Here is a 26,776-nt window from a genome sequence, read left to right on the forward strand (position 1 = left end):
TGAGGGCCGCTGTCGGCCGCTGTTAGGGTGGCCGAATGGCATCGGTGAGGAAGATCCAGATCACTTTCGACTGTGCGGACCCCGAGCGCGTCGCTCGTTTCTGGTGCGAGGTGCTGGGGTACGTCGCGCCTCCGCCGCCGGAGGGGTTCGACTCCTGGGACGCCTACAACGAATCGCTGCCGGCCGAGGAGCGGGGGGCGTGGTTCGCGTGCTCCGACCCCACGGGTGAGGGCCCGCGCATGTACTTCCAGCGCGTTCCCGAAGGGAAGGTCGCCAAGAACAGGGTGCACGTCGACGTGCGGGCCGGCACCGGGCTCGTGGGCGCGGAGCGGCTGGCCGTGCTTGAGGCCGAACGCGATCGGCTGGTGGCGCTCGGCGCGGTGTGCACGAACGTGCTGTACGCCGACGAGGACAACGAGTCGTGCATCAACATGCAGGACATCGAGGGCAACGAGTTCTGTCTCGACTGAGCATCCGCCGGACGGCGGGCCTGTCAGTGGCCTCTGCCATGCTGCGCCCGTGGCATTTGCTGGCTCTCGTACGAAGACGACCCATGTGTGGCTGCTGCCCGAGGACGAGCGGGACGTCGGGCAGCGCATCGGTGAGGCCCTGCCCCGGTCCGGCTGGCTGTGCAGCCAGCCGGGACCGAAGGGTCTTCACGAGGTGCACCTGCATCCCTCGCTCGTCGAGGCCCTGGACTGCGGTGGCCGCCAGGCGTTCCTGCTGCTGCCGGAGGGGGCCGGGGCGCCCGAGGACGTCCTGGTGGTCGGGGGAGCTGTCTCCCGTTCCGGTCTTTCGCGCTCCGCCGTGCTGCAGTTCCTGTGCTCGCGCCGGTTCCGGGACGATGCGGGCGAAGCCCTCGAAGCAGGCCGCCTCGCGGTGCGCTGGGACGAACCGGAGGTCGGGCCGGAGCGGCATCGGCTGCTGACCGATCAGACGCGGCTGGCCTGGCGGGCCCTCCGGTCGGCGACCCGTCCGGCCCATGTCGAGACCGCGCACGGTGGGCGGGTTTCCGGCATGAGGATCGGCCCTGCGGCGTACGACCTCGTGGCCGGTACCGGGATGCCGCTGACCCGGGGCGGCACCCAACGGCTGCGGCCGGCCGAAGGAGCGACGCGGTAGCCGAGAGGGGCCCCGCTCGGCGCGGGGCCCCTCCGTGTGTGTGCCGGGACCGGGACTACTTCTTGAAGGAGTAGTCCATGATCTTCTTCATGTCCGCGCTGCGGTTGGCCGCCGACGTGGAGGCGAGCACCGTACCGATGACGGTCTTGCTGCCGCGGGTCGCGGCGAAGACCAGGCAGTACTTGGCCGACGGGCCGGAGCCGGTCTTGATGCCGATGGCGCCGCTGTAACTGCTGAGCATGGTGTTGGTGTTGGACCACGACATGTAGCGGTAGCCGCCGGACTTCGTGGTGACCTTCTGCTTGGTCGACTTGGTCTTGACGACCGAGCGGAAGGTGGAGCTCTTCATCGCGCTGCTGGCGAGCTTCGTCAGGTCGCGCGGCGTCGAGTAGTTGGAGCCGTTCCCTATGCCGTCGAACGAGTCGAAGTGGGTGTTCTTCAGCCCGAGGGACTTGGCCTGGGCGTTCATCTTGCCGATGAACGACTTCACGCGGGCCGCGCGGGTGGAGCCGGAGCCGAACTTGTCGGCCAGGGCGTAGGCGGCGTCGCAGCCGGACGGCAGCATCAGGCCGTACAGCAGCTGGCGGACCGTGACCTTGTCGCCCACGATGAGGCGGGCCGACGAGGCGCCCTTGGAGACGATGTAGTCGCTGTACGCCTTCTGGATCGTGACCTTGGAATCCAGGTTCAGGTTCTTCTGCGACAGCACCACCTTCGCCGTCATGATCTTGGTGGTGGAGCCGGTGGAACGACGGGTGTCCGCGGTCTTGGCGAACAGGGACTTCGCGGTGCCGTTGTTCATCACGTATCCGCCGGCGGCGGTGATCTTGGGGTTGGGCAGCGTGGCGGCCTGCGCGGTGGAGGCGAACGCGCTGCCCGCGATGACGGCACCTGCCGTCAGGGCCACGGTGGCAGTGGCGGTGGCGCGGCTTATGCCCTTAATGCCGATTTTCAACTTGAATGCTCCAAATGCCCCTGGAATGCGGCCACATGAAGGTGCCGCTCGGTGGTGAGACTCATGAGGGCAGGGGATGGATGTACCGATTCCTGGGGCAATTTCGGGGCTACGGGTGATTCCGGCCAGGAGTGCGGGGTGGTGCCGGTGGTGCCCGTCCGGATGCCGGACCGGTTTCGGCATGTACGCATCTTGTATCTATGCTGTGTGCATGCCTGCCGCACCCCCAGCCGTGAAGCCTGTCGCGAAGTCGTCCGCCAAGCCGTCGGCGAAGTCCGCCGCGAAGTCCCCCGCCAAGCAGCCGCCCGCCGCCGAGCGCGTGTACGCCCATATCAAGGAGGCGGTACTGGGCCGCCGTTACGAGGGCGGCACGCTCCTGACCGAAGGCGATCTCGCGGAGGCCGTCGGCGTCTCCCGCACCCCCGTGCGCGAGGCGCTGCTGCGGCTGGAGGTCGAGGGGCTGATCAAGCTGTATCCGAAGAAGGGCGCGCTCGTCCTCGCCGTCTCCGCACAGGAGATCGCGGATGTGGTGGAGACCCGGCTGCTGGTCGAGGAGTTCGCGGCCCGCAGGGCCGTGCCCGCCTCCGCGCAGCTGATCGGCCGGCTCGAAGAACTCCTGGAGGAGCAGCGGCAGCTGGCCGAGGCCGGGGACCTGGCGGCGGTGTCGGTGAAGGACCGCTGCTTCCACGCCGAGATCGTGCGGAACGCGGGCAACGACATCCTCTCGCGCCTCTACGACCAGCTGCGCGACCGGCAGTTGCGGATGGGCGTCGCCGTGATGGAGGCGCACCCGGGGAGAATCGCCGCCAACATCACCGAGCACGGTGAGCTGCTGGAGGCGATCAGGGCCGGGGACGCGGACGGTGCCGCGCAGGTCGTACGGCGCCATGTCGGCCGGGTCAAGGTGCTGGTCAGGGGTGAGGACCGGTGAGTTCTGCCGCCGCTCCCACCCTGTCCCTGCCCGGCGATCCACCCGGCGGCCGGCGTGCCGCGTGGGTCTGGGGCATCGGTGTCGCCGTCTACTTCGTCGCCATCATCTTCCGCACCAGCCTGGGTGTCGCCGGGCTGGACGCCGCCGACCGTTTCGACGTCAACGCCTCCGCGCTCTCCACGTTCTCCATCCTTCAGCTGCTGGTCTACGCGGGCATGCAGATACCCGTCGGCCTGATGGTCGACCGGCTCGGCACCAAGAAGGTGCTCACCCTCGGAGCCGTTCTGTTCACCCTCGGACAGCTCGGCTTCGCGCTCTCCCCCTCGTACGGCATGGCGCTGGCGTCCCGGGCGCTGCTCGGCTGCGGTGACGCGATGACGTTCATCAGCGTGCTGCGGCTCGGCGCCCGCTGGTTCCCGGCCCGGCGCGGACCGCTGATCGGGCAGGTCGCGGCCCTGTTCGGGATGGCGGGCAACCTCGTCTCGACGCTCTTCATCGCACGGGCCCTGCACGGGTTCGGCTGGACCACCACGTTCGTCGGCAGCTCCGTCGCCGGGGTCGTCGTCCTCGTTCTGCTGCTGCTGTTCCTGAAGGACCACCCCGAGGGCCATGAGCCGCCGCCCGCCGAGCACGCGGGCGCCGCCTATGTGCGCAAGCAGATCGCCGCCTCCTGGCGGGAGCCCGGCACTCGGCTCGGTATGTGGGTGCACTTCACCACGCAGTTCCCGGCCATGGTGTTCCTGTTGCTGTGGGGCCTGCCGTTCCTCGTCGAGGCGCAGGGACTCAGCCGGTCCACCGCCGGCGAGCTGCTCACCCTGGTGGTGCTCTCCAACATGGCCTTCGGGCTGGTCTACGGGCAGATCATCGCCCGCCACCACGCGGCCCGCGCCCCGCTGGCCCTCGGCACGGTCGCGGTGACGGCGCTGCTCTGGGCGTCGGCGATCTTCTACCCCGGCGACCATGCGCCGATGTGGCTGCTGATCGTCCTGTGCGTGGTGCTCGGCGCCTGCGGACCGGCCTCGATGATCGGCTTCGACTTCGCCCGGCCGGCCAACCCGCCGGAGCGTCAGGGCACCGCGTCGGGCATCGTCAACATGGGCGGCTTCATCGCCTCGATGACCACGCTGTTCGCCGTCGGTGTGCTGCTGGACGCGACCGGCGACAACTACCGGATCGCGTTCGCCTCGGTCTTCGTGCTGGAGGCGCTCGGCGTCGTACAGATCCTGCGGCTGCACTCCCGGGCCACGCACCGCGAGCGGGACCACCACGTGGTCAGCCGGGTGGAGGCCGTGCACGTACCCGCGTGACCGCGGCTCGCGCCGGGCCGGCGGCGCGCCCGTCCTCAGCTGCGACGGGCGCCGCCGGTCATGGCGTCATGACGTCATGGCGCCGAAGAGCCACGGAGTCACGGAGCCGGGCGTCACGGGGTCACGGCGAAGTTCTGCAGGATCGCCGTCGCCAGGTCCTGGTCGCCCTCGACCTTGACCCGGTCCGCGACCGCGCCCGCGCGCACCCGCCCGCAGGCGAGCAGGAAGTACGTCTCCCAGTCCACCGCCAGCGTCACCACGGGCCCGAGCGACGGTGAACCGTCCACCGAACCCCGGCCCTCCGCGTCGACCCTGACGGTGCGCAGGAACTCCAGCGGCCCGTGCACATCGAGCACGATCGCCGAATTCGGCGGCGCCCCCGCGTCCTTGGCGACCACCTTCGGCAGCGCCTCCAGCAGGATGTCCCGGACGACGGTCGCGCCGGGGGAGTCCAGATTGCCGGGCCGGCCCAGCGTCGCGCGCAGATCCTGCTCGTGCACCCAGACGTCGAAGACGCGCATCCGCAGCGCCAGTTCGAGGGTCTGCTCGGCGCCGAGCGGCGCGCGGACCATGGTCTCGGGGTCACGGGTCTCGTTGCGGAGCTGACGTGCCCGGCGGATGATCGTGTACTCCAGCTCGGAGGTCATCTCCGGCGAGGTGTGGTGCCGCCGCACATCGACCTGCATCTCCATGTAGCGAGCGAAGTCGCTCTGTACGTGGTAGAGGTCGCGGGGCAGGGAGTGGATCGGGCGCGGGTCGCCGAGCTGCTCGCACTCCATGCCGATGATGTGCGAGACGATGTCACGCACCGACCAGGCGGGGCACGGCGTACGGCGGTTCCACTCTCCCTCGGCGAGCGGCTTCACCAGCTCGGCTATCGACTCGATGGAGTGGGTCCAGGCATCGGCGTAGGTCTGGAGGCTGGGATGGACGGTCACGGGACCCCTCGTGCGGTTCTGCGGTGCATGGGCTGGAGAGCTGGGCGCGGGCGGCGGGCTGCGGTCTGCGGGCGGCGGTCTTCGTGGGAGGTTCGGTCGCTAAGTTACGCTGCGAGCAGGCACCCCGGCAGTGCTTTCGTGTGACGATCGTAGGCCCGTGTTGACGGCTCGAATGCCAGGACGGTGGTAGTGTGCGCGCCTCCCTCATCCAGATCGCAGTAGACCCGGACGAATCCGTCAAGGCCCGCAGGCAGCGCGCGGCTTCGCTGATCGCCGCCCAGCGCGGCGCGGACCTGGTGGTCCTGCCCGAGCTCTGGCCGGTCGGCGCCTTCGCGTACACCGCCTTCGAGGACGAGGCCGAACCGCTCCAGGGGCCCACCCACGACATCATGGCGAAGGCCGCCGCCGACGCCGGGGTCTGGCTGCACGCGGGTTCCTTCGTCGAGCGCGCCCCCGACGGCACCCTCTACAACACCTCGCTGGTCTTCACGCCCGGGGGCGAGCGGGCCGCCGCGTACCGCAAGATCCACCGCTTCGGCTTCGACAAGGGCGAGGCGGTCATGATGGGCGCCGGTGAGGAGCTGGTCACGGTCACCCTGCCGCAGACCACGCTCGGCATCGCCACCTGCTACGACCTGCGCTTCCCGGAGATGTTCCGCGGCCTGGTCGACGCGGGCGCCGAGACGCTGATCGTCTCGGCGGGCTGGCCCGAGCGGCGCCGTGCCCACTGGACGCTGCTCTCCCGGGCCCGCGCGGTCGAGAACCAGTCGTACGTCCTGGCCGTCGCCTCCGCGGGCACCCACGCCGGGGTCGAGCAGTCCGGGCACAGCATCGTCGTCGACCCGTGGGGCGAGGTGCTCGCGGAGGCGGGCGCGGGCGAGGAGGTGCTCGCCGTGGAGTTCGACCCGGCGAGGGTGGCGGCGACCCGCGAGCAGTTCCCGGCCCTCAAGGACCGCCGCCTGGGGCTGAACCCGCCCTCGTAGGGCATGCGCGCCCCGCTGTTTCACGTGAAACAGCGCCGACGGCTCAGTCCTCGTGCTCCTTCTCCGCGAGCACGATGACGCAGACCGACACGGCGATGAGCAGCGCCACATCGGCGTCCTCCCGTACGACGTCGATGCCGTAGGTGTCCCGTACGGTCAGCCGGCGCCGCGAGATCTGGGCCAGCAGCTCCCCGTCGTAGTCGACGGCGAACTCGCGGTCCAGGATCTTGCCGCTGACATCGAGTTCGGTGCCGTCGACCAGCGTGACCCGGTAGTGGTTGCGCAGCAGCGACAGCCGTTTGCGCTTGATCCTGGCGAGCTGCTCGCCGTCCCGCTCGATGAGCATCGTGTCGCGCAGGCTGAGCAGCTTCTGCCGGATCTCGACCAGGATCCGGCCCTGCGCGTCCTTCAGCTCGAAGGTGTCCCGCACCCGCATGGCCTTGCCGTCGACGAGGAACACCTTGCGGCCGTCCGCGTCCTCGATCCAGTAGTCGTCACCGACGGCGAAGAGTCGTTCACGCACCAGGAATCTCATGGCTCACAGGTTCCCCGAGGTCCCTGCGGAATGCGTGGACGCCACGGTGATGTTGACTGTTCACATGGCAACACGTGCGCGCGTAAGGGCCCCCGAGCTGGTCGGCAAGGGCGGCTGGCTCAATACAGGCGACCAGCAGTACACCCTCGCCGACCTGCGAGGACGCATTGTGGTCCTGGATTTCTGGACCTTCTGCTGTGTGAACTGTCTGCATGTCCTCGATGAGCTGCGCGAGCTGGAGGAGAAGCACCGCGACACCCTGGTGATCATCGGGGTGCACTCGCCGAAGTTCGTCCACGAGGCGGAGCACCAGGCCGTCGTGGACGCCGTCGAGCGGTACGGGGTCCACCACCCGGTCCTCGACGACCCGGAACTGGCGACCTGGAAGCAGTACGCCGTACGGGCCTGGCCGACGCTCGTCGTGATCGACCCCGAGGGCTATGTCGTCGCCCAGCACGCCGGTGAGGGCCATGCGCACGCCATCGCGAAGCTGGTCGAGGAACTGGAGGCCGAACACGCGGCGAAGGGCACGCTGCGCCGGGGCGACGGCCCCTACGTCGCGCCCGAACCGGTCGCCACGCATCTGCGCTTCCCCGGCAAGGCGCTGCTCCTGCCGGACGGCGGCTTCCTCGTCTCCGACACCACCCGCCACCGGCTGGTCGAGCTCGGACCGGACGGCGAGACGGTGCGCCGCCACATCGGCGCGGGCGAGCGGGGGTTCGGCGACGGCGGGCCGGAGGCGGCCCGGTTCTCCGAGCCCCAGGGGCTCGCCGCGCTGCCGGACGGCCGGATCGCGGTCGCGGACACCGTCAACCACGCCATCCGCGCCTTCGACCCCGCGACCGGGGAGACGACCACGCTGGCCGGCACCGGCCGTCAGTGGTGGCAGGGCTCGCCGACGTCCGGGCCGGCCCGCGAGGTCGACCTCTCCTCCCCCTGGGACGTCGCCTGGTTCGCGGACCGGCTGTGGATCGCCATGGCGGGCGTGCACCAGCTGTGGACGTACGACCCCGCGACGGAGACGGTGCGGGTCGCCGCCGGCACGACCAACGAGGGCCTGGTCGACGGGCCGGCCGACGAGGCCTGGTTCGCCCAGCCGTCCGGGCTGGCCGCTTCCGCGGACGGTGAGCGGCTCTGGGTCGCCGACTCGGAGACGTCCTCCGTGCGTTACGTCGAGCGCGACGGCACCGGCTTCGCCGTCCGTACCGCCGTGGGCACCGGGCTCTTCGACTTCGGGCACCGCGACGGCGCCGCCGGACAGGCCCTGCTCCAGCACCCGCTCGGGGTGACCGCGCTGCCCGACGGGTCCGTCGCCGTCTGCGACACGTACAACCACGCGCTGCGGCGCTACGACCCCGCGAACGGCGAGGTCACCACCCTGGCCACGGATCTGCGCGAGCCCAGCGACGCCGTGCTGATCGACGGTGATCTCGTCGTCGTCGAGTCCGCCCGGCACCGGCTGACCAGGCTGCGCCTGCCCGAGGAGGCCGTACGCGTCACCGACCGGGCGCACCGCACGCAGCGGGCGGCCACCGAGATCGCCCCGGGCACGCTCCGGCTCGATGTGGTCTTCCAGGCGCCCGCCGGGCAGAAGCTGGACACCCGGTACGGTCCCTCGACCCGGCTGCTGGTCTCCGCGACCCCGCCGGAGCTGCTGGCGCAGGGCGCCGGGCCGGGGACGGACCTGTTCCGTGACCTGGTCCTGGCCGACGACGTCACCGAGGGCGTCCTGCATGTGTCCGCGATGGCGGCTTCCTGCGACGACGACCCGGCGAACGAGTACCCGGCCTGCCATGTCCACCAGCAGGACTGGGGCGTCCCGGTCCGCGTGGGCGCCGGCGGGGCGTCCCGGCTGCCGCTGGTGCTGGCGGGAATGGACGAGCAGGGCTGACGGCCCGGGGGCCGGACGGGCTCAGCCGTCCTCGGTGAGCCGGCGGACCGCCTGTTCGTACCGCTTGAGGTACTCCGGCTCCGCCGTCACCCGAAGCAGCGCCTGGAGGGCCCGCACCGCGCCCTCGTCGTAGCCGGAGTTCTCCGCCTCCCCGGCCGCCAGGTCCAGCAGCCGGATCCCCTCGTCCTCCTCGCCGAGCGACAGCCGGGCCTCGCCGCTGGTGGTCAGGAGCAGGACCCTGCGGGCGATCTCCTCGTGCTCGGGCCCCAGGTCGAGTGCGGTCCGGACGGATTCGAGGGCCTCGTGCGGCCGGTTCGCGGTGAGCTGCATCCGCGCGAGGTGCTGGAGCGCCAGCATCTCGGTGTGCGCGTCCTGTTCCTCCCGGGCCAGTTCGACGGCGCGCCCGCAGTCCTCCAGCGCCGTGTCGAGTTCCCCCTGCTCGGCCTGGACGACGGCGAGGTTGATCAGCGCGGTCGCCTCGCCGAGCCGGTCGCCCGCCTGCCGGGCCAGTGCCGGCGAGCGCTCCAGCAGGGCGACGGCCTCGGCGGTCCGGCCCTCCTCGGTCAGCACCCAGCCCAGCAGGTTGAGCACCCGTGACTCGGCGTACGCGTCGTCGTGGGCGCGGGCGGAGTCCAGCGCCAGTTCCAGCAGCGGGGACCAGCTGTCCCGCACCCGCCACACCACCTGGGGCCACTGGAGCAGGATGATCCGCCACGCCCGGTCGTGGAACCCGGCGGTACGGGCCGCCACGGCGGCCAGCGCGAGGTCGTCGCGTTCGGCCGCCAGCCAGTGCATGGCCGCCGGCCGGTCCACGAAGTCCCGTACGGCGACGGGGCGGTGGTAGTCCTCCGGCAGGACGAAGCAGGGCTCGCCGCCGGGCTCGGCCGTGTCGGCGGCGGCGAGCGCGGTGGCGATGTAGTGGTCGAGCACCCCGATGAGCGCCTCGGGTCCGCCCTCGGGGTCCATGCCGCGGGCGTAGAGGCGCACCAGGTCGTGCAATATCCAGCGCCCGGGGCCCGTCTCGGTGACGAGATGGGCGGCGGCGAGCCGCTCCAGCGCCGCCGTGGCGACGACCGGGTCGGTACCGGCCAGTGCGGCCGCCGTGTACGGGTCGAAGTGGCTGCCGGGGTGGTGTCCCAGCCGGGCCAGCTGGTGGACGGCGTCCTGCGGCAGCTGCTGCACGGTCAGCCGCAGGGCGGCCGAGACACCGGTGTCGTCCACGTCGAGGAACGTCAGCCGGCTGCGCTCGTCGGCCAGCTCGTCGGCGAGACCGGCCAGCGTCCACGTCGGCCGCCCGGCCAGCCGGGCCGCGGTGACCCGCAGCGCGAGCGGCAGCCCACCGCAGAGTTCGGCGAGCCGGCGGGCCGCGACCGGCTCCGCGAGCACCCGGTCCTCACCGAGCACACCGGCCAGCAGGGCCGTGCTGTCCGGCGGTTCGAGCACGTCCAGCGGTACGGGACGGGCCGCGTCCGAGGCGATGAGGCCCTCCAGCCGGTGGCGGCTGGTGACCAGCGTGACGCAGTCGGTGCCGCCCGGCAGCAGCGGCCGGATGATGGCGGAGTGGCGGGCGTTGTCGAGCACGACGAGCAGCCGGCGCCGGTCGGTCAGCGAGCGGAAGAGCGCGGCCGCGGCCGCGACGGACTCCGGGACGCGGCGGGGTGCGACGCCGAGCGACAGCAGGAACTCGCGCAGCACCTCGATGAGTGCGGGCTCTCCGGTGTCGCTGAACCCGCGCAGATCGGCGAAGAGCCGTCCGTCCGGGAAGGCGGCCTGATTGCGGTGCGCCCACTGGAGGGCCAGCGCGGTCTTGCCCACCCCGGCCGGTCCGGTGACCAGGCAGACGGGTGCCTCGCCCGCCGCGGCCCGGGTCAGCGCGGCCAGCTCGGCGGTTCGCCCCTGGAAGCCGCGGGGTGCGCGGGGCAGCAGATCGGTGGGGTGCGGCTCACCCGCGAGCGACGGCACGGGAAGCGGGCGGCCCGGCGCGGGGCCGGGACCGTCGGCCGCACCCCGTGCCGTACCGCCGCTCCTGCCGCCGGGCTGCTCGGCCGGCCGTTCCCCCGGTCCGGCCGCGGTCCCGCCGTCCGGTCCGGTGCGCCGGTCCGCCGCGGGAGGGGCCGCGGGCACGGGTCCGGTGCTGCTGCCGCCGTCACCGCTGCCGTCGGCCCGGACCGGGCCGCGTGCGCCGGGCCGGTGCCCGTCGGGCGCGCTCCGGCCGGCGTCCGGCCCGGGGCCGCCGCGCAGGATCAGCGCGTACGCGTCGGCGAGTTCGTGTCCCGGGTCGATGCCCAGCTCATCGGCGAGCAGCCGGCGCGTGCGGTGGAACCAGTCCAGCGCCTCCGACTGGCGCCCCGCCCGGTACAGCGCCGTCATCAGCGCCGCCGCCAGCGACTCCCGCATCGGGTGCGCGACGGCCTCCGCACGCAGCACCGCCGCCGCCCGGTTGTGCTCCCCCAGCTCCGCGTAGGCGCGCGCCAGCTGCTCGACCGTCGCCAGCCGCGACTCCTCCAGCGAGTGCGCGGCGGCCTGGAGCGGCCGTCCGGCGAACGCGCCGCTGAGCGCCGGGCCCTGCCACAGGGACAGCGCCTCCTTGAGCATCAGCACCGCGTCGGCGGGGCTGCGCTGCCCCCGCGCCAGCATCAGCAGCTCCTCGAACCGCTGCGAGTCCAGCAGGGTCTCCGGCAGCCGCAGCACATACGCGTCGCCGAGCGTGACCAGCTCCACCCCGTACGCCTCCGCGTCCGCGCCCACCAGCAGGGCGCGCAGCCGGGACACATGGCCCTGGATGACGCTGCGGGCGTGCAGCGGTGGTGTGTCGTCCCACAGGGAGTCCGTCAGCCTCGCGATGGTGACGGGGGTGTTGGCGGACAGCAGCAGCGCGGCGAGCAGGCTGCGGCGCTTGGCGGGACCGAGCGGCAGCGGCCCGGTGAACGTGTCGACGGAGACGGTGCCGAGCAGCCGGAACTCCACGGGGGCTTCCCTTCCGGGCAGGATGCGCCCGGGGCCGGGCACGGAAAAGTCCCAGGATATCGGGGTGCCGGGGAGCCGACGACGGGTCGTGCCCGATCGGCGGGGTGCGCCCGCGACGGGCGCTGCGCGGCGGCGGACCGACGGGCCGGAGCGTCTCGCGCACCGGCCCGCCGACGGCCTCGCGGCGGCCCGGCTCAGCCCGCCAGGAACGACGCCAGCGCGTTGGCCAGCAGATACGGATCGTCCGCCCCGCACAGCTCACGGGCGCTGTGCATCGACAGGATCGCGACGCCGATGTCCACGGTCTGGATGCCGTGCCGGGCGGCGGTGATCGGGCCGATCGTGGTGCCGCACGGCATCGAGTTGTTGGAGACGAAGGTCTGCCACGGCACGTCCGCCTTGCGGCAGGCCTCCGCGAACACGGCCCGGCCGCTGCCGTCGGTCGCGTACCGCATATTGACGTTGACCTTGAGGATCGGTCCGCCGTTGGCCACCGGGTGGTGGGTCGGGTCGTGGCGCTCGGCGTAGTTGGGGTGGACCGCGTGACCGGTGTCGGAGGAGAGGCAGACGGTCCCGGCGAAGGCCCGCGCGCGGTCCTCGTACGTGCCGCCGCGGGCGAAGACGGAGCGCTCCAGGACCGTGCCGAGCAGCGGCCCGTCGGCGCCGGTGTCGGACTGCGAGCCGTTCTCCTCGTGGTCGAAGGCGGCCATGACGGGGATGTACGGAAGCTCGGCGTCCGGCTGTCCGGCGACGGCGGCGAGCGCGGCGGTCGCCGCGTGCACGGAGAGCAGGTTGTCCATCCGGGGCCCGGCCAGCAGCTCGCGGTCCCGGCCCAGGTAGGCGGGCGGCTCGACGGCGTGCGGCATCAGGTCCCAGCCGGTCACGTCCTCGGCGTCGACGCCCGCCTCCTCGGCGACGAACCGGATCAGGTCGCCCTCCTCGACGTCCCCGAGCCCCCAGATCGGCTGCATGTGCTTCTGCCGGTCGAGCTTGAGACCGTCGGGGTTGGCCGACCGGTCCAGGTGTACGGCCAGCTGGGGCACGCGCAGCAGCGGCCGGTCGATGTTCACCAGCCGGTGCGTGCCGTCGCGCAGCGAGATCCGGCCCGCGAGACCGAGGTCCCGGTCGAGCCAGGTGTTGAGGAGCGTCCCGCCGTAGATCTCCACGGCGACCTGCCGCCAGCCGTACGACCCGGTGTCGGGCAGCGGCTTGACCCGCAGGTTCGGCGAGTCGGTGTGCGCGCCGACGATCCGGAACGGGGTGTGCGCCGAGGCGCCCTCCGGCACGTACCAGGCCACGATCGCACCGCCGCGCAGGACGTACTTCCCGCCGGTGGTCCCGTCCCAGGCCGCGGTCTCCTCGACCTGCCGGAATCCGGCCTTCTCCAGCCGGGCGGCCGCGGTGGCCACGGCGTGGTACGGGGAAGGGGAGGCCATCAGGAAGGCCATCAGATCGTCGGTGTGCCCGCGGTCGAAGCGGAGGGAGGAACTCATGTTCCTCACTGTAACGAGGCCGGACCGGGTGGCTTCACCGCCGTCGCGCGGGGGCGTCCGCTCAGCTCCCGGGGACCGTCGCCGAGGGCTTCTCGCCGTTCTGGGCCTGCTGCGCCCGCTCGGCGAACATGGCCGCGAACGCCTTGACCTCCTTGTCGGCAACGGCTGATCTGCTCTGGGTGCCGGTGCTGACGCCCAGGACGGTCGTCCCGACCCGGATCTGTGCGATCGTGGCCGGTCCGCCCATGGTGCCGACCGCGGCGCGATTGGCCTCGCGCTCGGCGCCCGTACCGCCGAGGTCCACCTGCTCGGCGCCCACGCCGACCCGGTCCCCGCCGTACCACTCGGCCAGGACGTCGTACGCGGCCTCGGCGGTCTTCTCGTCCTCGTAGGCGAGGGTCCAGAAATTCAGCGTCGTCGCGTCCGCCTTGCGCACGAAGGCCGAGGCGCCCCAGGACGTGACCGGGTCGCAGGCCGTCTTCCGCTGCGCCTTCGTCCTTGCCACGCAGACCGACGGCGGGTATCCGGGGACCGGCTTCTGAGCATCCGGCTTCACGTAGTTCCGCCAGCCCGGTACGGCTTTCGCGTCCGGCAGCACCGAGGCCACCTGCCCCTTGTCGAGCGCCGCCGCCGTGGCGTCGCCGCCCCCGCAGCCCCCGAGCAGCACTGCCGCCGCCCCGGCCGCCAGGAACCCCTGACCCGCTCGTGTACCCGCGAAACCCCTGCCACCCATGAGTGACCCGCCCCCTCCGGCTTGCTGGACACCCGATCCTAGAGAAGGCCGGTGCGGCGGGGCGGGCCAGGTCCACAGGCGGTCGATGGCGGTCGGGCCGATGCCGTACGGGACGGAGAACTTCAGCCGGTCGTGGTTCTTCCCGTGGACGAGGTCCTGAGCCCCGCAGCCGGCGCACCCGGCCGATACGACAGCACCGCCACCCGGAGACGTGTCCGGGTGGCGGTGCGTATCGACGGCCTCGAAGCAGGAGCGGCTAGAACGCGGCCTCGTCCAGCTCCATCAGCGAGTTGTCGACGGACTCGGCGAGCGCGCGCTCGGCCGAGACGCCCGGCAGGACGTTCGCGGCGAAGAACTTCGCGGCGGCGATCTTGCCCTGGTAGAAGGCGACGTCCTTCGCGGTTGCGGCCGGCAGCTTCTCCGCCGCGACGGCCGCGCCCCTGAGCAGCAGGTAGCCGACGACGACATCGCCGGAGGCCATCAGCAGGCGGGTGGTGTTGAGACCCACCTTGTAGATGTTCTTGACGTCCTCGCCGGTCGCGGTGAGGTCGGTGATCATCGTGCCGACGATCGCCTCCAGGTCCACGGCCGCCTTGGCGAGCGAGTCCAGCGCACCGGCCAGCTCCTCGTTGCCCTGGGCGCCGGCGAGGAACTTCTTGATCTCCTCGGAGAGGGCGTTCAGCGAGGCACCCTGGTCGCGGACGATCTTCCGGAAGAAGAAGTCCTGGCCCTGGATCGCCGTGGTGCCCTCGTACAGCGTGTCGATCTTGGCGTCACGGATGTACTGCTCGATCGGGTACTCCTGGAGGTACCCGGAGCCGCCGAAGGTCTGGAGCGACTGGGCCAGCTGCTCGTAGGACTTCTCGGAGCCGTAGCCCTTCACGATCGGGAGCAGCAGGTCGTTGAGGCCGTGCAGCGCCTTCGCGTCCTCGCCCGCGGCCTCCTTCTCCTGGATCGCGTCCTGGACGGAGGCGGTGTACAGCACCAGGGAGCGCATGCCCTCGGCGTACGCCTTCTGCGTCATGAGCGAGCGGCGCACGTCGGGGTGGTGCGTGATGGTGACCTTGGGCGCGGTCTTGTCCATGAACTGCGACAGGTCGGTGCCCTGGACGCGCTCCTTGGCGTACTCCAGCGCGTTCAGGTAGCCGGTCGACAGGGTGGCGATGGCCTTCGTGCCGACCATCATGCGGGCGAACTCGATGATGCGGAACATCTGGCGGATGCCGTCGTGCTTGTCGCCGATCAGCCAGCCCTTGGCGGGGTGCTGGTCGCCGAAGGTCATCTCGCAGGTGTTGGAGGCCTTGAGGCCCATCTTGTGCTCGACGTTGGTCGCGTACACGCCGTTGCGCTCGCCCAGCTCGCCGGTGGTCCAGTCGAAGTGGAACTTCGGGACCATGAAGAGCGAGAGGCCCTTCGTGCCGGGGCCGGCGCCCTCGGGGCGGGCCAGCACGTAGTGGAGGATGTTCTCGGACATGTCGTGCTCGCCCGAGGTGATGAAGCGCTTCACACCCTCGATGTGCCAGGAGCCGTCCTCCTGCTCGACGGCCTTCGTACGGCCCGCGCCGACGTCCGAACCGGCGTCCGGCTCGGTCAGCACCATCGTCGAGCCCCACTGCTTCTCGACGGCGATCTCGGCGATCTTCTTCTGCGCCTCGTTGCCCTCCTCGAAGAGGATGCCGGCGAACGCCGGGCCGGAGGAGTACATCCACACGGCCGGGTTCGCGCCGAGCAGCAGCTCCGCGTAGCCCCAGATCAGGGAGCGCGGCGAGGTGGTGCCGCCGATCTCCTCGGGCAGGCCCAGACGCCAGTACTCGGAGTCCATGAACGCCTGGTACGACTTCTTGAAGGTCGCCGGGACCGGCGCGGTGTTGGTCTCCGGGTCGAAGACCGGCGGATTGCGGTCGGCGTCCGCGTAGGAGTCGGCCAGCTCGTTCTCCGCGAGGCGGTTGACCTCGTTGAGGATGCTCTTCGCCGTCTCGACGTCCATCTCGGCGAACGGGCCGGTGCCGTACGTCTTGTCGCGCCCGAGGACCTCGAAGAGGTTGAACTCGATGTCGCGGAGATTCGACTTGTAGTGCCCCATGGAAGGCTCCGTAATCAATAGCAGTGGCGCGCAACGCCCCGGGGATGGGGTGTGGGCCGGGTGGGCGACGAGCTGGCGGTGCGTATATCAGCTGACCTCTACGATGATGCTACCCGTCAGTAATAAGACGCAACCCCTCAAGGCCCGGATGTGTCCGATTACTCTTTGCGGTATGTACGGCTACGACCAGAACCCGGGTGCACAGCAGCAGATGGGTGGCGGCTACGGCGAGCAGCCGCTGTATCCCGAGCCCTCGCCGCCGTCCCTGGGTGACGCGGTACGGGCCTTCACCACCGGCTCGCTGTCCGCCGAGGACTTCCAGCAGATCTTCGCGACGTCGAAGGTCTACTGCCCGCGCGGTGACAACCCCGGCTTCCTGGCGCTGCACAACACCCAGCAGCCGGTGATCCCGATGTTCACCACGCTCAAGGAGCTGCGGCTGTACGCGGGCAAGGAGTCCAAGTACTTCGTGATCACCGGGGCCGAGGTGATCGACCTGCTGCCGACCGGCTACGGATTCGTCCTCGACATGGAGGGCGAGCACCGCATGGTCTTCGACGCGAAGGCCGTGGAGCAGATGGTCGACTTCGCGATGCGCCGCATGTACGGCTGACGCCGGAATCGTTCGGGAAGGGCTCGCACCGCTCGGTGCGGGCCCTTTGTGCTGCCCTCTTCCGCTGCTCCGGACGGGTGGGAAACGCGGGGGGAATGAAGTGCGCCTTGCAGGATGTTCACCATTCAACTAAATTGAAGCCAGGACGATCCCGGAGGTGGCTCCCATGCCCGCAGTGACTGTCGAAAACCCGCTCACCCTGCCCAAGGTCGCCGCATCCGGCGACGCGGCGGCCCGCCCCGTGCTCGCCGTCACCACGGCGCCGAGCGGATTCGAGGGCGAGGGCTTCCCGGTGCGCCGTGCGTTCGCCGGGATCAACTACAAGCACCTCGACCCGTTCATCATGATGGACCAGATGGGCGAGGTGGAGTACGCGGCCGGCGAGCCGAAGGGCACCCCCTGGCACCCGCACCGCGGCTTCGAGACCGTCACGTACCTGATCGACGGAACCTTCGTCCACCAGGACTCCAACGGCGGTGGCGGCACCATCCAGAACGGCGACACCCAGTGGATGACCGCCGGTTCCGGGCTGCTGCACATCGAGGCCCCGCCGGAGTCCCTGGTGATGTCGGGCGGCCTCTTCCACGGCCTCCAGCTCTGGGTGAACCTGCCCAAGGCCGACAAGATGATGGACCCCCGCTACCAGGACATCCGCGGCGGCCAGGTCCAGCTCCTCGCCTCCCCGGACGGCGGCGCGCTGCTCCGCGTCATCGCCGGTGAGCTCGACGGGCACCAGGGCCCCGGCATCACGCACACGCCGATCACGATGATCCACGCCACCGTGCGCCCCGGCGCCGAGGTGACCCTGCCGTGGCGCGAGGACTTCAACGGACTCGCGTACGTGCTGGCCGGCCGCGGCAGTGCCGGTGCGGAGCGCCGCCCCGTCCACATGGGGCAGACCGCGGTCTTCGGCGCCGGTTCCTCGCTGACCGTCCGCGCGGACGAGAAGCAGGACGGCAACACCCCGGACCTGGAGGTCGTGCTGCTCGGCGGCCGCCCGATCCGGGAGCCGATGGCGCACTACGGGCCGTTCGTGATGAACAGCCAGGCCGAACTGAAGCAGGCCTTCGAGGACTTCCAGGCCGGCCGCCTCGGCACCGTGCCCGCGGTCCACGGGATGTGACCGCCGCCGCTTGACGGACCGTCACCCGTACGGATCCGCAGGCGGGACACGGCCCCCGCGCCGTGATCGGGTGGGAGGGTGCAGACCGACAAGCCCCTCCTGCCCGACGGCGCGCGCCGTGCCGCCGCCTGGTGCGGCGTGGTCCTCCTCGTCACCGGGGTGGCCGCGGTCGCCATCTGGCTGTGCATCGCGCTCAAGACCGCGGTCACTCCCGTACTGCTCGCGCTGCTCGGTACGGCGCTGCTCGGGCCGGTGCACCGCTGGCTGATCGCCCGGGGGCTGAAGCGCTCGCTCGCCGCAGGGCTCACCTGTGTGCTGCTCGTCGCGGTGGTCGGCGGCGCCGGGTACATCGTCGTCACCGCGCTCGTCGACACCGGCGACCAGATCGTCCGCTCGCTGAAGGACGTGGCCCAGTGGATCGTCGACCACTTCGGGATCGGCAGGAACACCAGCGTGGACGACCTGGTGGCCAACGCCCAGAAGCTCGTCGAGAAGTTCGGCGCGAGCGCCGCGGGCGGGCTCCTGTCCGGGCTCAGCCTGATCGGCTCGCTCATCGCCACCAGCGTCCTCGCGCTCCTGCTGACCTTCTTCTTCCTGCGTGACTCCGACCGGGCCGCGGGCCTCGCCCACTCGATCGCCCCGCGCGGTACCGGGGACCTGGTCGAGGCGATGGGGCGGCGGGCCTTCGAGGCAGTCGAGGGCTTCATGCGCGGCACCACGTTCATCGCGCTGATCGACGCCGTCTGCATCACCGTCGGCCTGCTGATCCTGCGCGTCCCCGGCGCGGTGGGGCTCGGGGCGCTGGTCTTCGTCGGGGCCTACATCCCCTACCTCGGGGCGTTCATCTCGGGCGCGGTCGCGGTCCTGGTGGCGCTCGCCGACCGGGGGTTCGTGATCGCGCTCTGGGCGCTGGGGGTGGTACTGGCGGTGCAGGTGCTGGAGGGGCACGTGCTGCAGCCGGTGATCCAGAGCCGGACGGTGCAGATGCACCCCGCCATGATCATGATCGCGCTGACCGCCGGCGCCAGCGTGGCGGGCCTGCTGGGCATGCTGCTCGCGGTGCCGGTCTGCGCGGCGGCCTTCGGCGTCCTGGGCGAACTGCGCGGGGACCGGCCGGGGCCGGGGCCGGCGCCCGGGGAAGGGCCGCGTCCGGGCCCGGCCCCGGCCTGACATTCGGCTCTCCGGCCTCGGAGGGTGTCTGGATCCAGTTCTCCGGCCTCGGAGGGTGTCCGGTTCGGCTCCACGGCTTCGGAGGGCGCCTGGTTCAGCTCTCCGGCCCCGACTCGTACAGCTCGAACCAGATTGACTTCCCCGCCCCGCGCGGGTCCACCCCCCACGCGTCGGCGAGCATCTCCATCAGCACCAGCCCGCGCCCGCTGGAGGCCATCTCCCCCGGGCGCCGCTTGTGCGGGAGTTCGTCGCTGCCGTCCGACACCTCCACGCGCAGCCGCCGCTCGCCGTGCTCCCCCGTCGCCTGAGCGAGCATCAGCGCGTCCCCGTCCGTGTGGACGAGGACGTTGGTGGCCATCTCGGAGATCATCAGCACCGCCGCGTCGACCTGCTCCGGATCCGCCCAGTCGTGCAGCAGGTCCCGCATCTGCTGCCGGGCCGCCGCGATCCGCTCCGGCTCGGCCTGCGCGATGGTCAGCGCGGTGCGCCGGGGCGCCGGCCGCCGACGCGTCCCTCCGTCGCACCGGAGCAGCAGCAGCGCGATGTCGTCCTCGCGGCGGTCCGCCAGCGGGCCCGTCGTGTAGTGCGACGTCGGTCCGTGCACGGCCTGCACGAGGGAGTCGGCGAGCTTCTCCAGGTCGGCGGTCTGCTGCTCCAGGACCGGCCGCAGCCGGTCCCAGCCGGAGAACAAGTCGTGGCCGCCGGTCTCGATCAGCCCGTCCGTGCAGAGCATGATCGTTTCACCCGGCTCCAGGGTGAGCCGGCTCGTCGGATAGTCGGCGTCCGTCTCGACCCCGAGCGGCATTCCGCCCTCGGTCTGGTGGATCATCGCCGTCCCGTCGGCGGTGATCACCACGGGGTCGGGGTGGCCGGCCCGTGCGATGTCGAGCGTGCCGGTCTCCGGGTCGGTCTCCGCGTACAGACAGGTGGCGAAGCGCGGTCCGGTCTCCTCGCCGTCCTCGTACGCGTCCGTGAGCCCGGAGAGGAAGCGGGACGCCCGGGAGAGCACCGCGTCCGGGCGGTGGCCCTCGGCGGCGTAGGCGCGCAGGGCGATCCGCAGCTGCCCCATCAGCCCGGCGGCCCGCACGTCGTGGCCCTGGACGTCACCGATGACCAGGGCGATCCGGCCGTTGGGGAGCGGGATCATGTCGTACCAGTCGCCGCCGACCTGGAGGCCGCCGCCGGTCGGGATGTAGCGGGCGGCGACCGACATCCCCGGGATGTCGGGGCCCAGGGTCGGCATCATCGAGCGCTGGAGCCCCAGCGACAACTCCCGCTCGGTCTCGGCGACCCCGGCCCGGGTCAGCGCCTGCGCCAGCATCCGGGCCACGGTCGTCAGCACGGACCGCTCGTCCGGTGTGAAGGACACCGGGTACTTGAAGCCCGCCATCCAGGCGCCCATGGTGCGCCCCGCGACGATCAGCGGCAGGAAGGCCCAGGAGCGCCGCCCGAACCGGCTGGCGAGTGGCCAGGTGACCGGGTAGCGGCGGCTGTAGTCCTCGGGCGAGGGCAGATAGATCGCCCGCCCCGTCCGCACCACCTCGGCGGCCGGGTAGTCGGTCTCCAGCGGCATGTCGGTGAACGGGTCCTCGTCGCCCACGCTGTGCCCGTGGTGCCCGATGATCGTCAGCCGCTCGCCCGCGATGCCGAAGACCGCCAGGCCGTCCGGCGAGAACCCCGGCATGGAGAGCGAGGCGGCGACCCGCAGCACCTCCTCGGTCGACCGGGCCTCGGCCAGCGCCCGGCCCGCGTCCAGCAGGAACGCCTCGCGGGAGCGGCGCCAGTCGCCGGTGACGGTCGCGGGCGCCCCGTTGGTGCCCGGATGCGGCTCGGCGACCTCCTGGAGGGTGCCGAGCAGTACGTGGCCCGCTGCGCCCGGCCGCCCGGGCGGCAACGGCTTGGAGCGGCTGCGCACGGTGCGCAGCACCCGGCCCGTCCCGTCCACGATCCGCAGCCGGGCCTCGGCGAGGGTGCCCTCGGTGAGCGCGAGGTTCACCACCCCGTAGATCTCGTTCCAGTCGACGGGGTGGAAGCGGGAACGCACCGCGGACTCGCGGAAGACACCGCCCCCCGCGGGCAGCTCCAGGAGCCGGGCCGCCTCCGCATCGAGCGTGAAGGTCCCGGATCCGTTGTCCCAGCGCCACAGACCGGTCGCGGTCGCGGCCAGGACGTCCTCGGTGCGCATTGCCCCACTTTAAGAAGACATGCTCCGTGAACGCCACCGAGGAACGGGCTCTCCCGCCGCTCGGAGGGCCCCGGATGATCTTGAGATGTCAATGTCAATGATTCGGTGCGGGTGCGGGCGGTAGCCTGGGGAGGCTGAATCCACCCCGAACCGCGAAGACTGGATGAACGACGATGCATCGGTACAGGTCCCACACCTGCGGCGAGCTCCGCGCCTCTGACGTCGGCACCGACGTCCGGCTGAGCGGCTGGCTGCACAATCGCCGAGACCTGGGCGGCATCCTCTTCATCGATCTGCGCGACCACTACGGTCTGGTGCAGCTCGTCGCCCGCCCCGGCACCCCCGGCAACGAGGCGCTGGCGAAGCTCACCAAGGAGACCGTCGTACGGATCGACGGCAAGGTCTCCGCGCGCGGCGCCGACAACGTCAACCCGGAGCTCCCGACCGGCGAGATCGAGATCGAGGTCACCGAGGTCGAGGTGCTGGGCGAGGCCGCCCCGCTGCCCTTCACGATCAACACCGAGGACGGGGTCAACGAGGAGCGGCGCCTGGAGTACCGCTTCCTCGACCTGCGCCGCGAGCGCATGCACCGCAACATCATGCTGCGCTCGGCGGTCATCGCCTCGATCCGCGCCAAGATGGTGGCCCTCGGCTTCAACGAGATGGCGACCCCGATCCTCACCGCGACCTCTCCCGAGGGCGCCCGTGACTTCGTCGTCCCGTCGCGTCTGAACCCGGGCAAGTTCTACGCCCTGCCGCAGGCCCCGCAGCAGTTCAAGCAGCTGCTGATGATCTCCGGCTTCGACCGCTACTTCCAGATCGCGCCGTGCTTCCGCGACGAGGACGCCCGCGCGGACCGTTCGCCCGGCGAGTTCTACCAGCTCGACGTCGAGATGTCGTTCGTCGAGCAGGAGGACGTCTTCCGGCCGATCGAGAAGCTGATGACCGAGCTCTTCGAGGAGTTCGGCAACGGCCGCCACGTCACCTCGCCGTTCCCGCGCATCCCGTTCCGCGAGTCGATGCTGAAGTACGGCAACGACAAGCCCGACCTGCGGGCCAAGCTGGAACTGGTCGACATCTCCGACGTCTTCGCCGACTCGGAGTTCAAGGCGTTCGCCGGCAAGCACGTCCGCGCCCTCCCGGTCCCGGACACCGCCGGTCAGTCCCGGAAGTTCTTCGACGGCCTCGGCGACTACGCCGTCCAGCACGGCGCCAAGGGCCTGGCCTGGGTCCGGGTCGGCGAGGACGGCACCCTGGCGGGACCGATCGCCAAGTTCCTCACCGAGACCGACATCAAGACGCTCACCGAGCGGCTCTCCCTCGTGCCGGGCCACGCGGTCTTCTTCGGCGCCGGCGAGTTCGACGAGGTCTCCAAGATCATGTCCGTCGTCCGCGTCGAGGCCGCCAAGCGGGCCGGCCACTTCGAGGAGGGCGTCTTCCGGTTCTGCTGGATCGTCGACTTCCCGATGTACGAGAAGGACGAGGACACCGGCAAGATCGACTTCTCCCACAACCCCTTCTCGATGCCCCAGGGCGGCCTGAAGGACCTGGAGGAGAAGGACCCGCTGGACATCCTCGCCTGGCAGTACGACATCGTCTGCAACGGCATCGAGCTGTCCTCCGGCGCCATCCGCAACCACGAGCCCGAGCTGATGCTCAAGGCCTTCGAGATCGCCGGTTACGACCGCGAGACCGTCGAGCACGAGTTCGCGGGCATGCTGCGCGCCTTCCGTCTCGGCGCCCCGCCGCACGGCGGCATCGCCCCGGGCGTCGACCGCATCGTGATGCTGCTGGCCGACGAGCCCAACATCCGCGAGACGATCGCCTTCCCGCTCAACGGCAACGCCCAGGACCTGATGATGGGCGCCCCGACGGAGCTGGACGAGACCCGGCTGCGCGAGCTGAACATCCAGCTCCGCAAGCCGGCGGCGACGGTGAAGGAGAAGGCGGACGCCACGGACTCCGTGGCGAGGGACACCGGCGCGAAGTAGCCGCCACGGTCCCGCTTCGGTTCCACGTGAAACATCCCCCGGCCGGGGTCGGCCGGGGGATGTCTCATGTTCGCGGCAGGCTGCCTCAGGTCGCGTTCAGGGCCACCGTCGGATGCAGCCGGGAGGCGCGGATCGCCGGATAGAGGCCCGCGACCACGCCGATCAGGAGGGTGGCGGCCAGGCCGCCCGCCAGCGACCAGGGCGGGACCACCGCGGTCCACCCCTGGACCTGTGCGAAGCCGTACGTCGCCGCCGCGCCCAGCAGCGCGCCCGTCGCCCCGCCCAGCGCCGACAGCAGCAGCGACTCGGTCAGGAACTGGAGCCGGATCGCACCCCGGGTCGCGCCCAGCGAGCGGCGCAGCCCGATCTCCTGGCGGCGCTCCAGGACGGAGATGACCATGGTGTTGGCGACCCCCACCCCGCCGACCAGCAGGGCCACCGCGCCCAGGCCGAGCATCAGACTGGTCAGGCCCTCGTCGGTGGCGGCCTTCGCGGCCAGCGCGTCCGAGGGCCGGGAGACCTTGATGCCGGCCTCGTCGCCGGGGCTGATGGTGCGGGCCAGGACTGCCCGTACGTCCTCGACCGAGGCGTCCGTGGAGCGTTCGAAGACGGTGGTCGGGTGGCCGTCGAAGCCGAAGTGGCGCTCGGCGGCGGGGAATCCGACCATGGCCACCCGGTCCAGATTGGGGACCAGTTCGAGTGGTTCGAGGATGCCGACGACGACCACCCGGGTGTCGTTCATCATGATCGTCTCGCCGGTGCTGGTGATGCCCAGGCGCTCCGCCGCCACCGCGCCGAGCACCGTCACCGGGAGGCGTTCGCCGGCCGGGCTCAGCCAGACGCCCTTCGCGACCCGGCCGCCGAGCGTGGACAGCAGATCGGTGCGGGCCGCCTGGGCGGTGACGCCGGCGGTGCGCTCCTCGGGGACCACATCGCTGCGGCGGATGCGGGCGTCGACGTCGGCACTGGCCGTGACGTGCCGCACCGGGCCGATGCGCTCGACCATCGCGACCGCGTTCTTCGGCAGCCGGACCGGCTGCCCCAGGGCGTCCTCGCCCGCCTCGGCGGTGAGGAGGTTGGTGCCGAGACGGTCGAGCCGGGCCATCAGATCCGCGCGGCTCGACTCGGACAGGCCGACGACCGCGACCATGGTCGCGATGCCGATGGCGATGCCGAGCGCCGAGAGCACCACGCGCGCGCGACGGGCGCGCAGGCCGACCGCGCCGACGCGGAGGACGTCGGTGGGGGAGAGCCGGGCGGGTCTGAGGTCGTTCTTCATGAACCGGCCCCTTCCGTACGCGGGTTTGAGGGCACCCCGGAGCGCGTGTCCGAGACGATCTCGCCGTCCCGGAAGCGGACCCGGCGCGGCAGCGAGTCCGCGATCTCGTTGTCGTGGGTGATCACGCAGACGGTGGTGCCGGACGCGTTCAGCTCGTGCAGCAGCTCCATGACGAGCTCGCCGGACGCGGTGTCCAGCGCCCCGGTCGGCTCGTCCGCCAGCAGCAGCCGGGGAGTGCCCACCAGGGCGCGGGCGATGGCCACCCGCTGCTTCTCACCGCCGGACAGCTCGTTCGGCGTGTGCGAGCGGCGGTGGTCCAGCCCGACCCCGGCCAGCGCCTCCCGGGCACGTCTGCGCCGCTCCTTCAGCGGCACGCCCGCGTACAGCAGTCCGTCGGCGACGTTGTCCACCGCGTCGCGTCCCGCCGCCAGGTGGAAGTGCTGGAAGACGAAGCCGATGTGGCGGGCGCGCAGTGCGGAGAGCCGGGAGTCGGAGAGCCCGGACACGTCGTACCCGGCCACCTCGACGGTGCCCGTGGTGGGCTTGTCGAGGGTGCCCATGATGTTGAGCATCGTGGACTTGCCGGAGCCGGACGGGCCGACGACGGCGAGCAGTTCGCCCTCCTGGACGGTGAGGTTCACTCCGCGCAGGGCGTGGACGCCACCGGGGTACGACTTGGTGGCGTTCCGCAGTTCGATCACCGTGGCCGGTGTCATGACGCGGCCGCTCCGACCTTCAGGCCCTCGCGCACCTCGGGGCCGCTGACCTCGATCTGCCCGTCGGCGGTCATGCCGGTCTCCACCCGGATCATCCGCGAGGTGGTCCCCCGGACGACCTGGAGGCCGTAGCCGCCGTTCTCGCCGCGCAGCGCGACGACCGCCTCGACGGGCACCGCGAGGACCCCCTTGCGCGCCTCGCTGACGAACTTCACGCTCACCGGCTTCCCGGTGTCCTCGCCGGCCGCGGCGCTCGCCCCGCCGTCCAGGACGACCTCGACGACGATGCCGTCCTCGGCGCCCGCGTCGGCCCCGGAGGCGGCCGACTCGGGGCGCACCGTGCCGGCGACCTTGCCCGCCACGGCCTTCCCGCTCGGCAGGGTGACCTCGACCCCGGTGCCCTTCGAGGTGAGCGCGCCGTCGCTCTGCTCCAGCTCCGCCCGTACGACGGGCCGGGTGGAGGCGATCGTCAGGACCGGCTCGTCCGGGCCGACCTGGTCGGCGAGCGCCGCGTCGGCGGAGACCACCTTGACCCGGTCGGGCTGGAAGACGACGTCACCCCGGCCGACCCGGCCGGTGGTCTCGCGGTTCAGCGACTTCTGCCACTGCTTCACGGCGGCCTCGGTGTCCTTGTCGTACCGCGTGTCGACGTACAGCTGCGAGCCGTACCCCAGGTCGCGCAGATTGCGTTCCAGCTGGAGCACGTCACTGCCCCGGTCGCCCGCCTTCATCTCACGGAACATCGGGACCGGCCCGTAGAGCAGGGTGACGGGCTTGTCGTTCAGCTCGTACAGCGCCTGCCCCATGGCCACCGTCCGGCCCTCGGGGGCGGCCACCGTGACGGTGCCCTCGACGGCGGACCTGACGGTGCGGCGCTGCGAGAAGTCGAGCCTGCCGTCGACCGTCGTGGACCGTACGAGGTCGGTGCGTACGACGGTCGCGGTGGCGGGCGGCAGGTCGCCGGCCCGCCCGGAGGCATCCGCGTCGTCGCCGTCGCCGAGGAACAGGACGCCCCCGGTGACGGCGGCGGCGAGGGTCAGCGCGCCGAGCGCGAGGAGGGTGGCGCGGCGCTTCACTGCATGCCGTCCAGACCGTAGAGCAGCTTCGACTCGCATGCCTTGCGGGCCTTCTTGTACGCGGGTGAGTCGGTGTCGATGGACGGGGACGCCGGGTTCGGGTCGCCGCCCGGCTGGGCGTTGCCGCCGCTCATGGTCGGGTTGGTGAACCGGGAGACGCCGTTGTCCCGCATGCACTTGGCGTGCGCGAGCATCGACTCGTAGGACTTCTGCTGGTCGCGCTCGGGCTCGGCGTCCATGGCGGCCCGCAGCTCGGTCACACAGGCACCGTTCCTGCCGCCCTTGATGCCCTCGTTGCGGCCGGGCTGCGAGCCGATCTCGTTGACCTTGTCCCAGTCGAGGTAGCCGCTGAGCCTGGGGTCGGGGAAGTCCTTGTAGCCGCCCTTGACGCGCATGCACTGGACGTACTTCAGCTGGGCGTCGTAGAAGGCGCTCTTGCCGGCGGGCGGGGCGCTCGGCCCGCCCGCGTCCTTCGTGGTGCCGGCCGTCGGCGTCCTCGGCACGTCGGCGACCGCGTCGCTCCTGGTGCCGACGGCACTGTCGTCCCCGCCGCAGCCGACGGCGAGGGCGAGCACGGGCAGGGCCACGAGGGCGGCAACGCGCAGCCGGGCGGTGGTGCGGGGGCCGCGGGGGTTCGTCCTGGGAAAGGTCATGCGCCGCACACTGGCCGCCCCGGATGATGGCC

22 protein-coding genes are annotated in these 26,776 nt (G+C 71.6%); 10 read left to right on the forward strand and 12 right to left on the reverse strand.

The window, feature by feature from the left end:
* The first annotated feature begins 35 nt into the window (after positions 1 to 35).
* Both AADR41_RS15335 and AADR41_RS15340 read left to right on the forward strand, forming a co-directional pair.
* Positions 36 to 470 (forward strand): VOC family protein, encoded by a 435-nt coding sequence (locus tag AADR41_RS15335; RefSeq protein ID WP_342281939.1) that lies wholly within the window; start codon positions 36 to 38, stop codon positions 468 to 470.
* 49 nt (positions 471 to 519) lie between these two features.
* A complete protein-coding gene (locus tag AADR41_RS15340; protein ID WP_342281940.1) occupies positions 520 to 1,122 on the forward strand; it encodes a hypothetical protein in 603 nt (200 codons plus the stop codon).
* Between the two features lie 55 nt (positions 1,123 to 1,177).
* Here the strand turns inward: AADR41_RS15340 and AADR41_RS15345 are convergent, their stop codons facing one another.
* Entirely contained in the window at positions 1,178 to 2,077 is a 900-nt protein-coding gene (locus AADR41_RS15345) for a D-alanyl-D-alanine carboxypeptidase family protein (protein ID WP_342281941.1), read from the reverse strand.
* 211 nt (positions 2,078 to 2,288) lie between these two features.
* Here AADR41_RS15345 and AADR41_RS15350 point away from each other — a divergent pair, with 211 nt between their 5' ends.
* Positions 2,289 to 3,008: a GntR family transcriptional regulator gene (locus AADR41_RS15350; protein ID WP_342281942.1), complete on the forward strand. Its 720-nt coding sequence runs from the start codon at positions 2,289 to 2,291 to the stop codon at positions 3,006 to 3,008.
* Positions 3,005 to 4,315: an MFS transporter gene (locus tag AADR41_RS15355; protein WP_124719799.1), complete on the forward strand. Its 1,311-nt coding sequence runs from the start codon at positions 3,005 to 3,007 to the stop codon at positions 4,313 to 4,315. The genes AADR41_RS15350 and AADR41_RS15355 overlap by 4 nt, the downstream gene beginning before the upstream one ends.
* Before the next feature lie 113 nt (positions 4,316 to 4,428).
* Here AADR41_RS15355 and AADR41_RS15360 read toward each other — a convergent pair whose 3' ends face one another.
* Positions 4,429 to 5,253: a maleylpyruvate isomerase family mycothiol-dependent enzyme gene (locus AADR41_RS15360; RefSeq protein ID WP_342281943.1), complete on the reverse strand. Its 825-nt coding sequence runs from the start codon at positions 5,251 to 5,253 to the stop codon at positions 4,429 to 4,431.
* Positions 5,254 to 5,444: 191 nt separating this feature from the next.
* Between AADR41_RS15360 and AADR41_RS15365 the strand changes: the two genes are divergently transcribed.
* Entirely contained in the window at positions 5,445 to 6,236 is a 792-nt protein-coding gene (locus tag AADR41_RS15365) for a carbon-nitrogen family hydrolase (RefSeq protein WP_342281944.1), read from the forward strand.
* A 43-nt stretch (positions 6,237 to 6,279) separates the two neighbouring features.
* Here AADR41_RS15365 and AADR41_RS15370 read toward each other — a convergent pair whose 3' ends face one another.
* Positions 6,280 to 6,771 (reverse strand): LURP-one-related/scramblase family protein, encoded by a 492-nt coding sequence (locus AADR41_RS15370; RefSeq protein WP_342281945.1) that lies wholly within the window; start codon positions 6,769 to 6,771, stop codon positions 6,280 to 6,282.
* Between the two features lie 64 nt (positions 6,772 to 6,835).
* Between AADR41_RS15370 and AADR41_RS15375 the strand changes: the two genes are divergently transcribed.
* Positions 6,836 to 8,662 (forward strand): NHL domain-containing thioredoxin family protein, encoded by a 1,827-nt coding sequence (locus tag AADR41_RS15375; RefSeq protein WP_342281946.1) that lies wholly within the window; start codon positions 6,836 to 6,838, stop codon positions 8,660 to 8,662.
* Positions 8,663 to 8,683: 21 nt separating this feature from the next.
* On the opposite strand, the gene AADR41_RS15380 is transcribed toward AADR41_RS15375, so the two are convergent.
* The 4 genes from AADR41_RS15380 to AADR41_RS15395 all read right to left on the reverse strand — a co-directional run bounded on the left by AADR41_RS15380 (position 8,684) and on the right by AADR41_RS15395 (position 15,938).
* Entirely contained in the window at positions 8,684 to 11,629 is a 2,946-nt protein-coding gene (locus AADR41_RS15380; RefSeq protein WP_342281947.1) for an AfsR/SARP family transcriptional regulator, read from the reverse strand.
* Positions 11,630 to 11,823: 194 nt separating this feature from the next.
* Complete coding sequence (locus tag AADR41_RS15385) at positions 11,824 to 13,122, reverse strand: M18 family aminopeptidase (protein WP_342281948.1); 1,299 nt, start codon at positions 13,120 to 13,122, stop codon at positions 11,824 to 11,826.
* Between the two features lie 61 nt (positions 13,123 to 13,183).
* Positions 13,184 to 13,855, reverse strand: coding sequence for a hypothetical protein (locus tag AADR41_RS15390; RefSeq protein WP_342281949.1), 672 nt, complete (start codon positions 13,853 to 13,855; stop codon positions 13,184 to 13,186).
* A gap of 256 nt (positions 13,856 to 14,111) precedes the next feature.
* The gene (locus tag AADR41_RS15395; protein ID WP_342281950.1) at positions 14,112 to 15,938 is read right to left on the reverse strand and encodes an acyl-CoA dehydrogenase; all 1,827 of its coding nucleotides are present in this window, start codon (positions 15,936 to 15,938) and stop codon (positions 14,112 to 14,114) included.
* A gap of 172 nt (positions 15,939 to 16,110) precedes the next feature.
* On the opposite strand from AADR41_RS15395, the gene AADR41_RS15400 reads away from it, so the two are divergent.
* From AADR41_RS15400 to AADR41_RS15410, 3 genes are all read left to right on the forward strand, one after another.
* On the forward strand, positions 16,111 to 16,551 hold the full coding sequence (locus AADR41_RS15400) for an SseB family protein (RefSeq protein WP_072487501.1): 441 nt from the start codon (positions 16,111 to 16,113) through the stop codon (positions 16,549 to 16,551).
* Positions 16,552 to 16,717: 166 nt separating this feature from the next.
* Positions 16,718 to 17,674, forward strand: coding sequence for a pirin family protein (locus AADR41_RS15405; protein ID WP_342281951.1), 957 nt, complete (start codon positions 16,718 to 16,720; stop codon positions 17,672 to 17,674).
* A gap of 78 nt (positions 17,675 to 17,752) precedes the next feature.
* Positions 17,753 to 18,844 (forward strand): AI-2E family transporter, encoded by a 1,092-nt coding sequence (locus tag AADR41_RS15410; protein ID WP_342281952.1) that lies wholly within the window; start codon positions 17,753 to 17,755, stop codon positions 18,842 to 18,844.
* Positions 18,845 to 18,938: 94 nt separating this feature from the next.
* Here the strand turns inward: AADR41_RS15410 and AADR41_RS15415 are convergent, their stop codons facing one another.
* Complete coding sequence (locus AADR41_RS15415; protein ID WP_342281953.1) at positions 18,939 to 21,029, reverse strand: ATP-binding SpoIIE family protein phosphatase; 2,091 nt, start codon at positions 21,027 to 21,029, stop codon at positions 18,939 to 18,941.
* 173 nt (positions 21,030 to 21,202) lie between these two features.
* Between AADR41_RS15415 and aspS the strand changes: the two genes are divergently transcribed.
* The gene (gene aspS / locus AADR41_RS15420; protein ID WP_266689910.1) at positions 21,203 to 23,020 is read left to right on the forward strand and encodes an aspartate--tRNA ligase; all 1,818 of its coding nucleotides are present in this window, start codon (positions 21,203 to 21,205) and stop codon (positions 23,018 to 23,020) included.
* Between the two features lie 85 nt (positions 23,021 to 23,105).
* Here aspS and AADR41_RS15425 read toward each other — a convergent pair whose 3' ends face one another.
* From AADR41_RS15425 to AADR41_RS15440, 4 genes are read right to left on the reverse strand one after another with little or no spacing between them, the layout of a single operon-like run.
* Positions 23,106 to 24,299 carry an ABC transporter permease gene (locus AADR41_RS15425; RefSeq protein ID WP_342281954.1) on the reverse strand — a complete coding sequence of 398 codons (1,194 nt, stop codon included), beginning with the start codon at positions 24,297 to 24,299 and terminating at the stop codon, positions 23,106 to 23,108.
* A complete protein-coding gene (locus AADR41_RS15430; protein ID WP_342281955.1) occupies positions 24,296 to 25,015 on the reverse strand; it encodes an ABC transporter ATP-binding protein in 720 nt (239 codons plus the stop codon). Before AADR41_RS15430 ends, AADR41_RS15425 begins: the two co-directional genes overlap by 4 nt.
* The gene (locus tag AADR41_RS15435; RefSeq protein WP_342281956.1) at positions 25,012 to 26,091 is read right to left on the reverse strand and encodes a peptidoglycan-binding domain-containing protein; all 1,080 of its coding nucleotides are present in this window, start codon (positions 26,089 to 26,091) and stop codon (positions 25,012 to 25,014) included. Before AADR41_RS15435 ends, AADR41_RS15430 begins: the two co-directional genes overlap by 4 nt.
* On the reverse strand, positions 26,088 to 26,744 hold the full coding sequence (locus AADR41_RS15440) for a hypothetical protein (RefSeq protein WP_342281957.1): 657 nt from the start codon (positions 26,742 to 26,744) through the stop codon (positions 26,088 to 26,090). Before AADR41_RS15440 ends, AADR41_RS15435 begins: the two co-directional genes overlap by 4 nt.
* Between the last annotated feature and the right edge of the window lie 32 nt (positions 26,745 to 26,776).

Origin of the sequence: Streptomyces sp. CLV115, from assembly GCF_038448545.1 — a bacterium.
GTDB lineage: Bacteria > Actinomycetota > Actinomycetes > Streptomycetales > Streptomycetaceae > Streptomyces > Streptomyces sanglieri.

What these genes read in the sequence shown, in the direction of transcription:
- AADR41_RS15425 (WP_342281954.1), bottom strand. Translation starts at nt 24,299, where the DNA reads ATGAAGAACGACCTCAGACCCGCCCGGCTCTCCCCCACCGACGTCCTC.
- AADR41_RS15390 (WP_342281949.1), bottom strand. Translation starts at nt 13,855, where the DNA reads ATGGGTGGCAGGGGTTTCGCGGGTACACGAGCGGGTCAGGGGTTCCTG.
- AADR41_RS15385 (WP_342281948.1), bottom strand. Translation starts at nt 13,122, where the DNA reads ATGAGTTCCTCCCTCCGCTTCGACCGCGGGCACACCGACGATCTGATG.
- AADR41_RS15430 (WP_342281955.1), bottom strand. Translation starts at nt 25,015, where the DNA reads ATGACACCGGCCACGGTGATCGAACTGCGGAACGCCACCAAGTCGTAC.
- AADR41_RS15440 (WP_342281957.1), bottom strand. Translation starts at nt 26,744, where the DNA reads ATGACCTTTCCCAGGACGAACCCCCGCGGCCCCCGCACCACCGCCCGG.
- aspS (WP_266689910.1), top strand. Translation starts at nt 21,203, where the DNA reads ATGCATCGGTACAGGTCCCACACCTGCGGCGAGCTCCGCGCCTCTGAC.
- AADR41_RS15415 (WP_342281953.1), bottom strand. Translation starts at nt 21,029, where the DNA reads ATGCGCACCGAGGACGTCCTGGCCGCGACCGCGACCGGTCTGTGGCGC.
- AADR41_RS15400 (WP_072487501.1), top strand. Translation starts at nt 16,111, where the DNA reads ATGTACGGCTACGACCAGAACCCGGGTGCACAGCAGCAGATGGGTGGC.
- AADR41_RS15405 (WP_342281951.1), top strand. Translation starts at nt 16,718, where the DNA reads ATGCCCGCAGTGACTGTCGAAAACCCGCTCACCCTGCCCAAGGTCGCC.
- AADR41_RS15370 (WP_342281945.1), bottom strand. Translation starts at nt 6,771, where the DNA reads ATGAGATTCCTGGTGCGTGAACGACTCTTCGCCGTCGGTGACGACTAC.
- AADR41_RS15395 (WP_342281950.1), bottom strand. Translation starts at nt 15,938, where the DNA reads ATGGGGCACTACAAGTCGAATCTCCGCGACATCGAGTTCAACCTCTTC.
- AADR41_RS15375 (WP_342281946.1), top strand. Translation starts at nt 6,836, where the DNA reads ATGGCAACACGTGCGCGCGTAAGGGCCCCCGAGCTGGTCGGCAAGGGC.
- AADR41_RS15335 (WP_342281939.1), top strand. Translation starts at nt 36, where the DNA reads ATGGCATCGGTGAGGAAGATCCAGATCACTTTCGACTGTGCGGACCCC.
- AADR41_RS15350 (WP_342281942.1), top strand. Translation starts at nt 2,289, where the DNA reads ATGCCTGCCGCACCCCCAGCCGTGAAGCCTGTCGCGAAGTCGTCCGCC.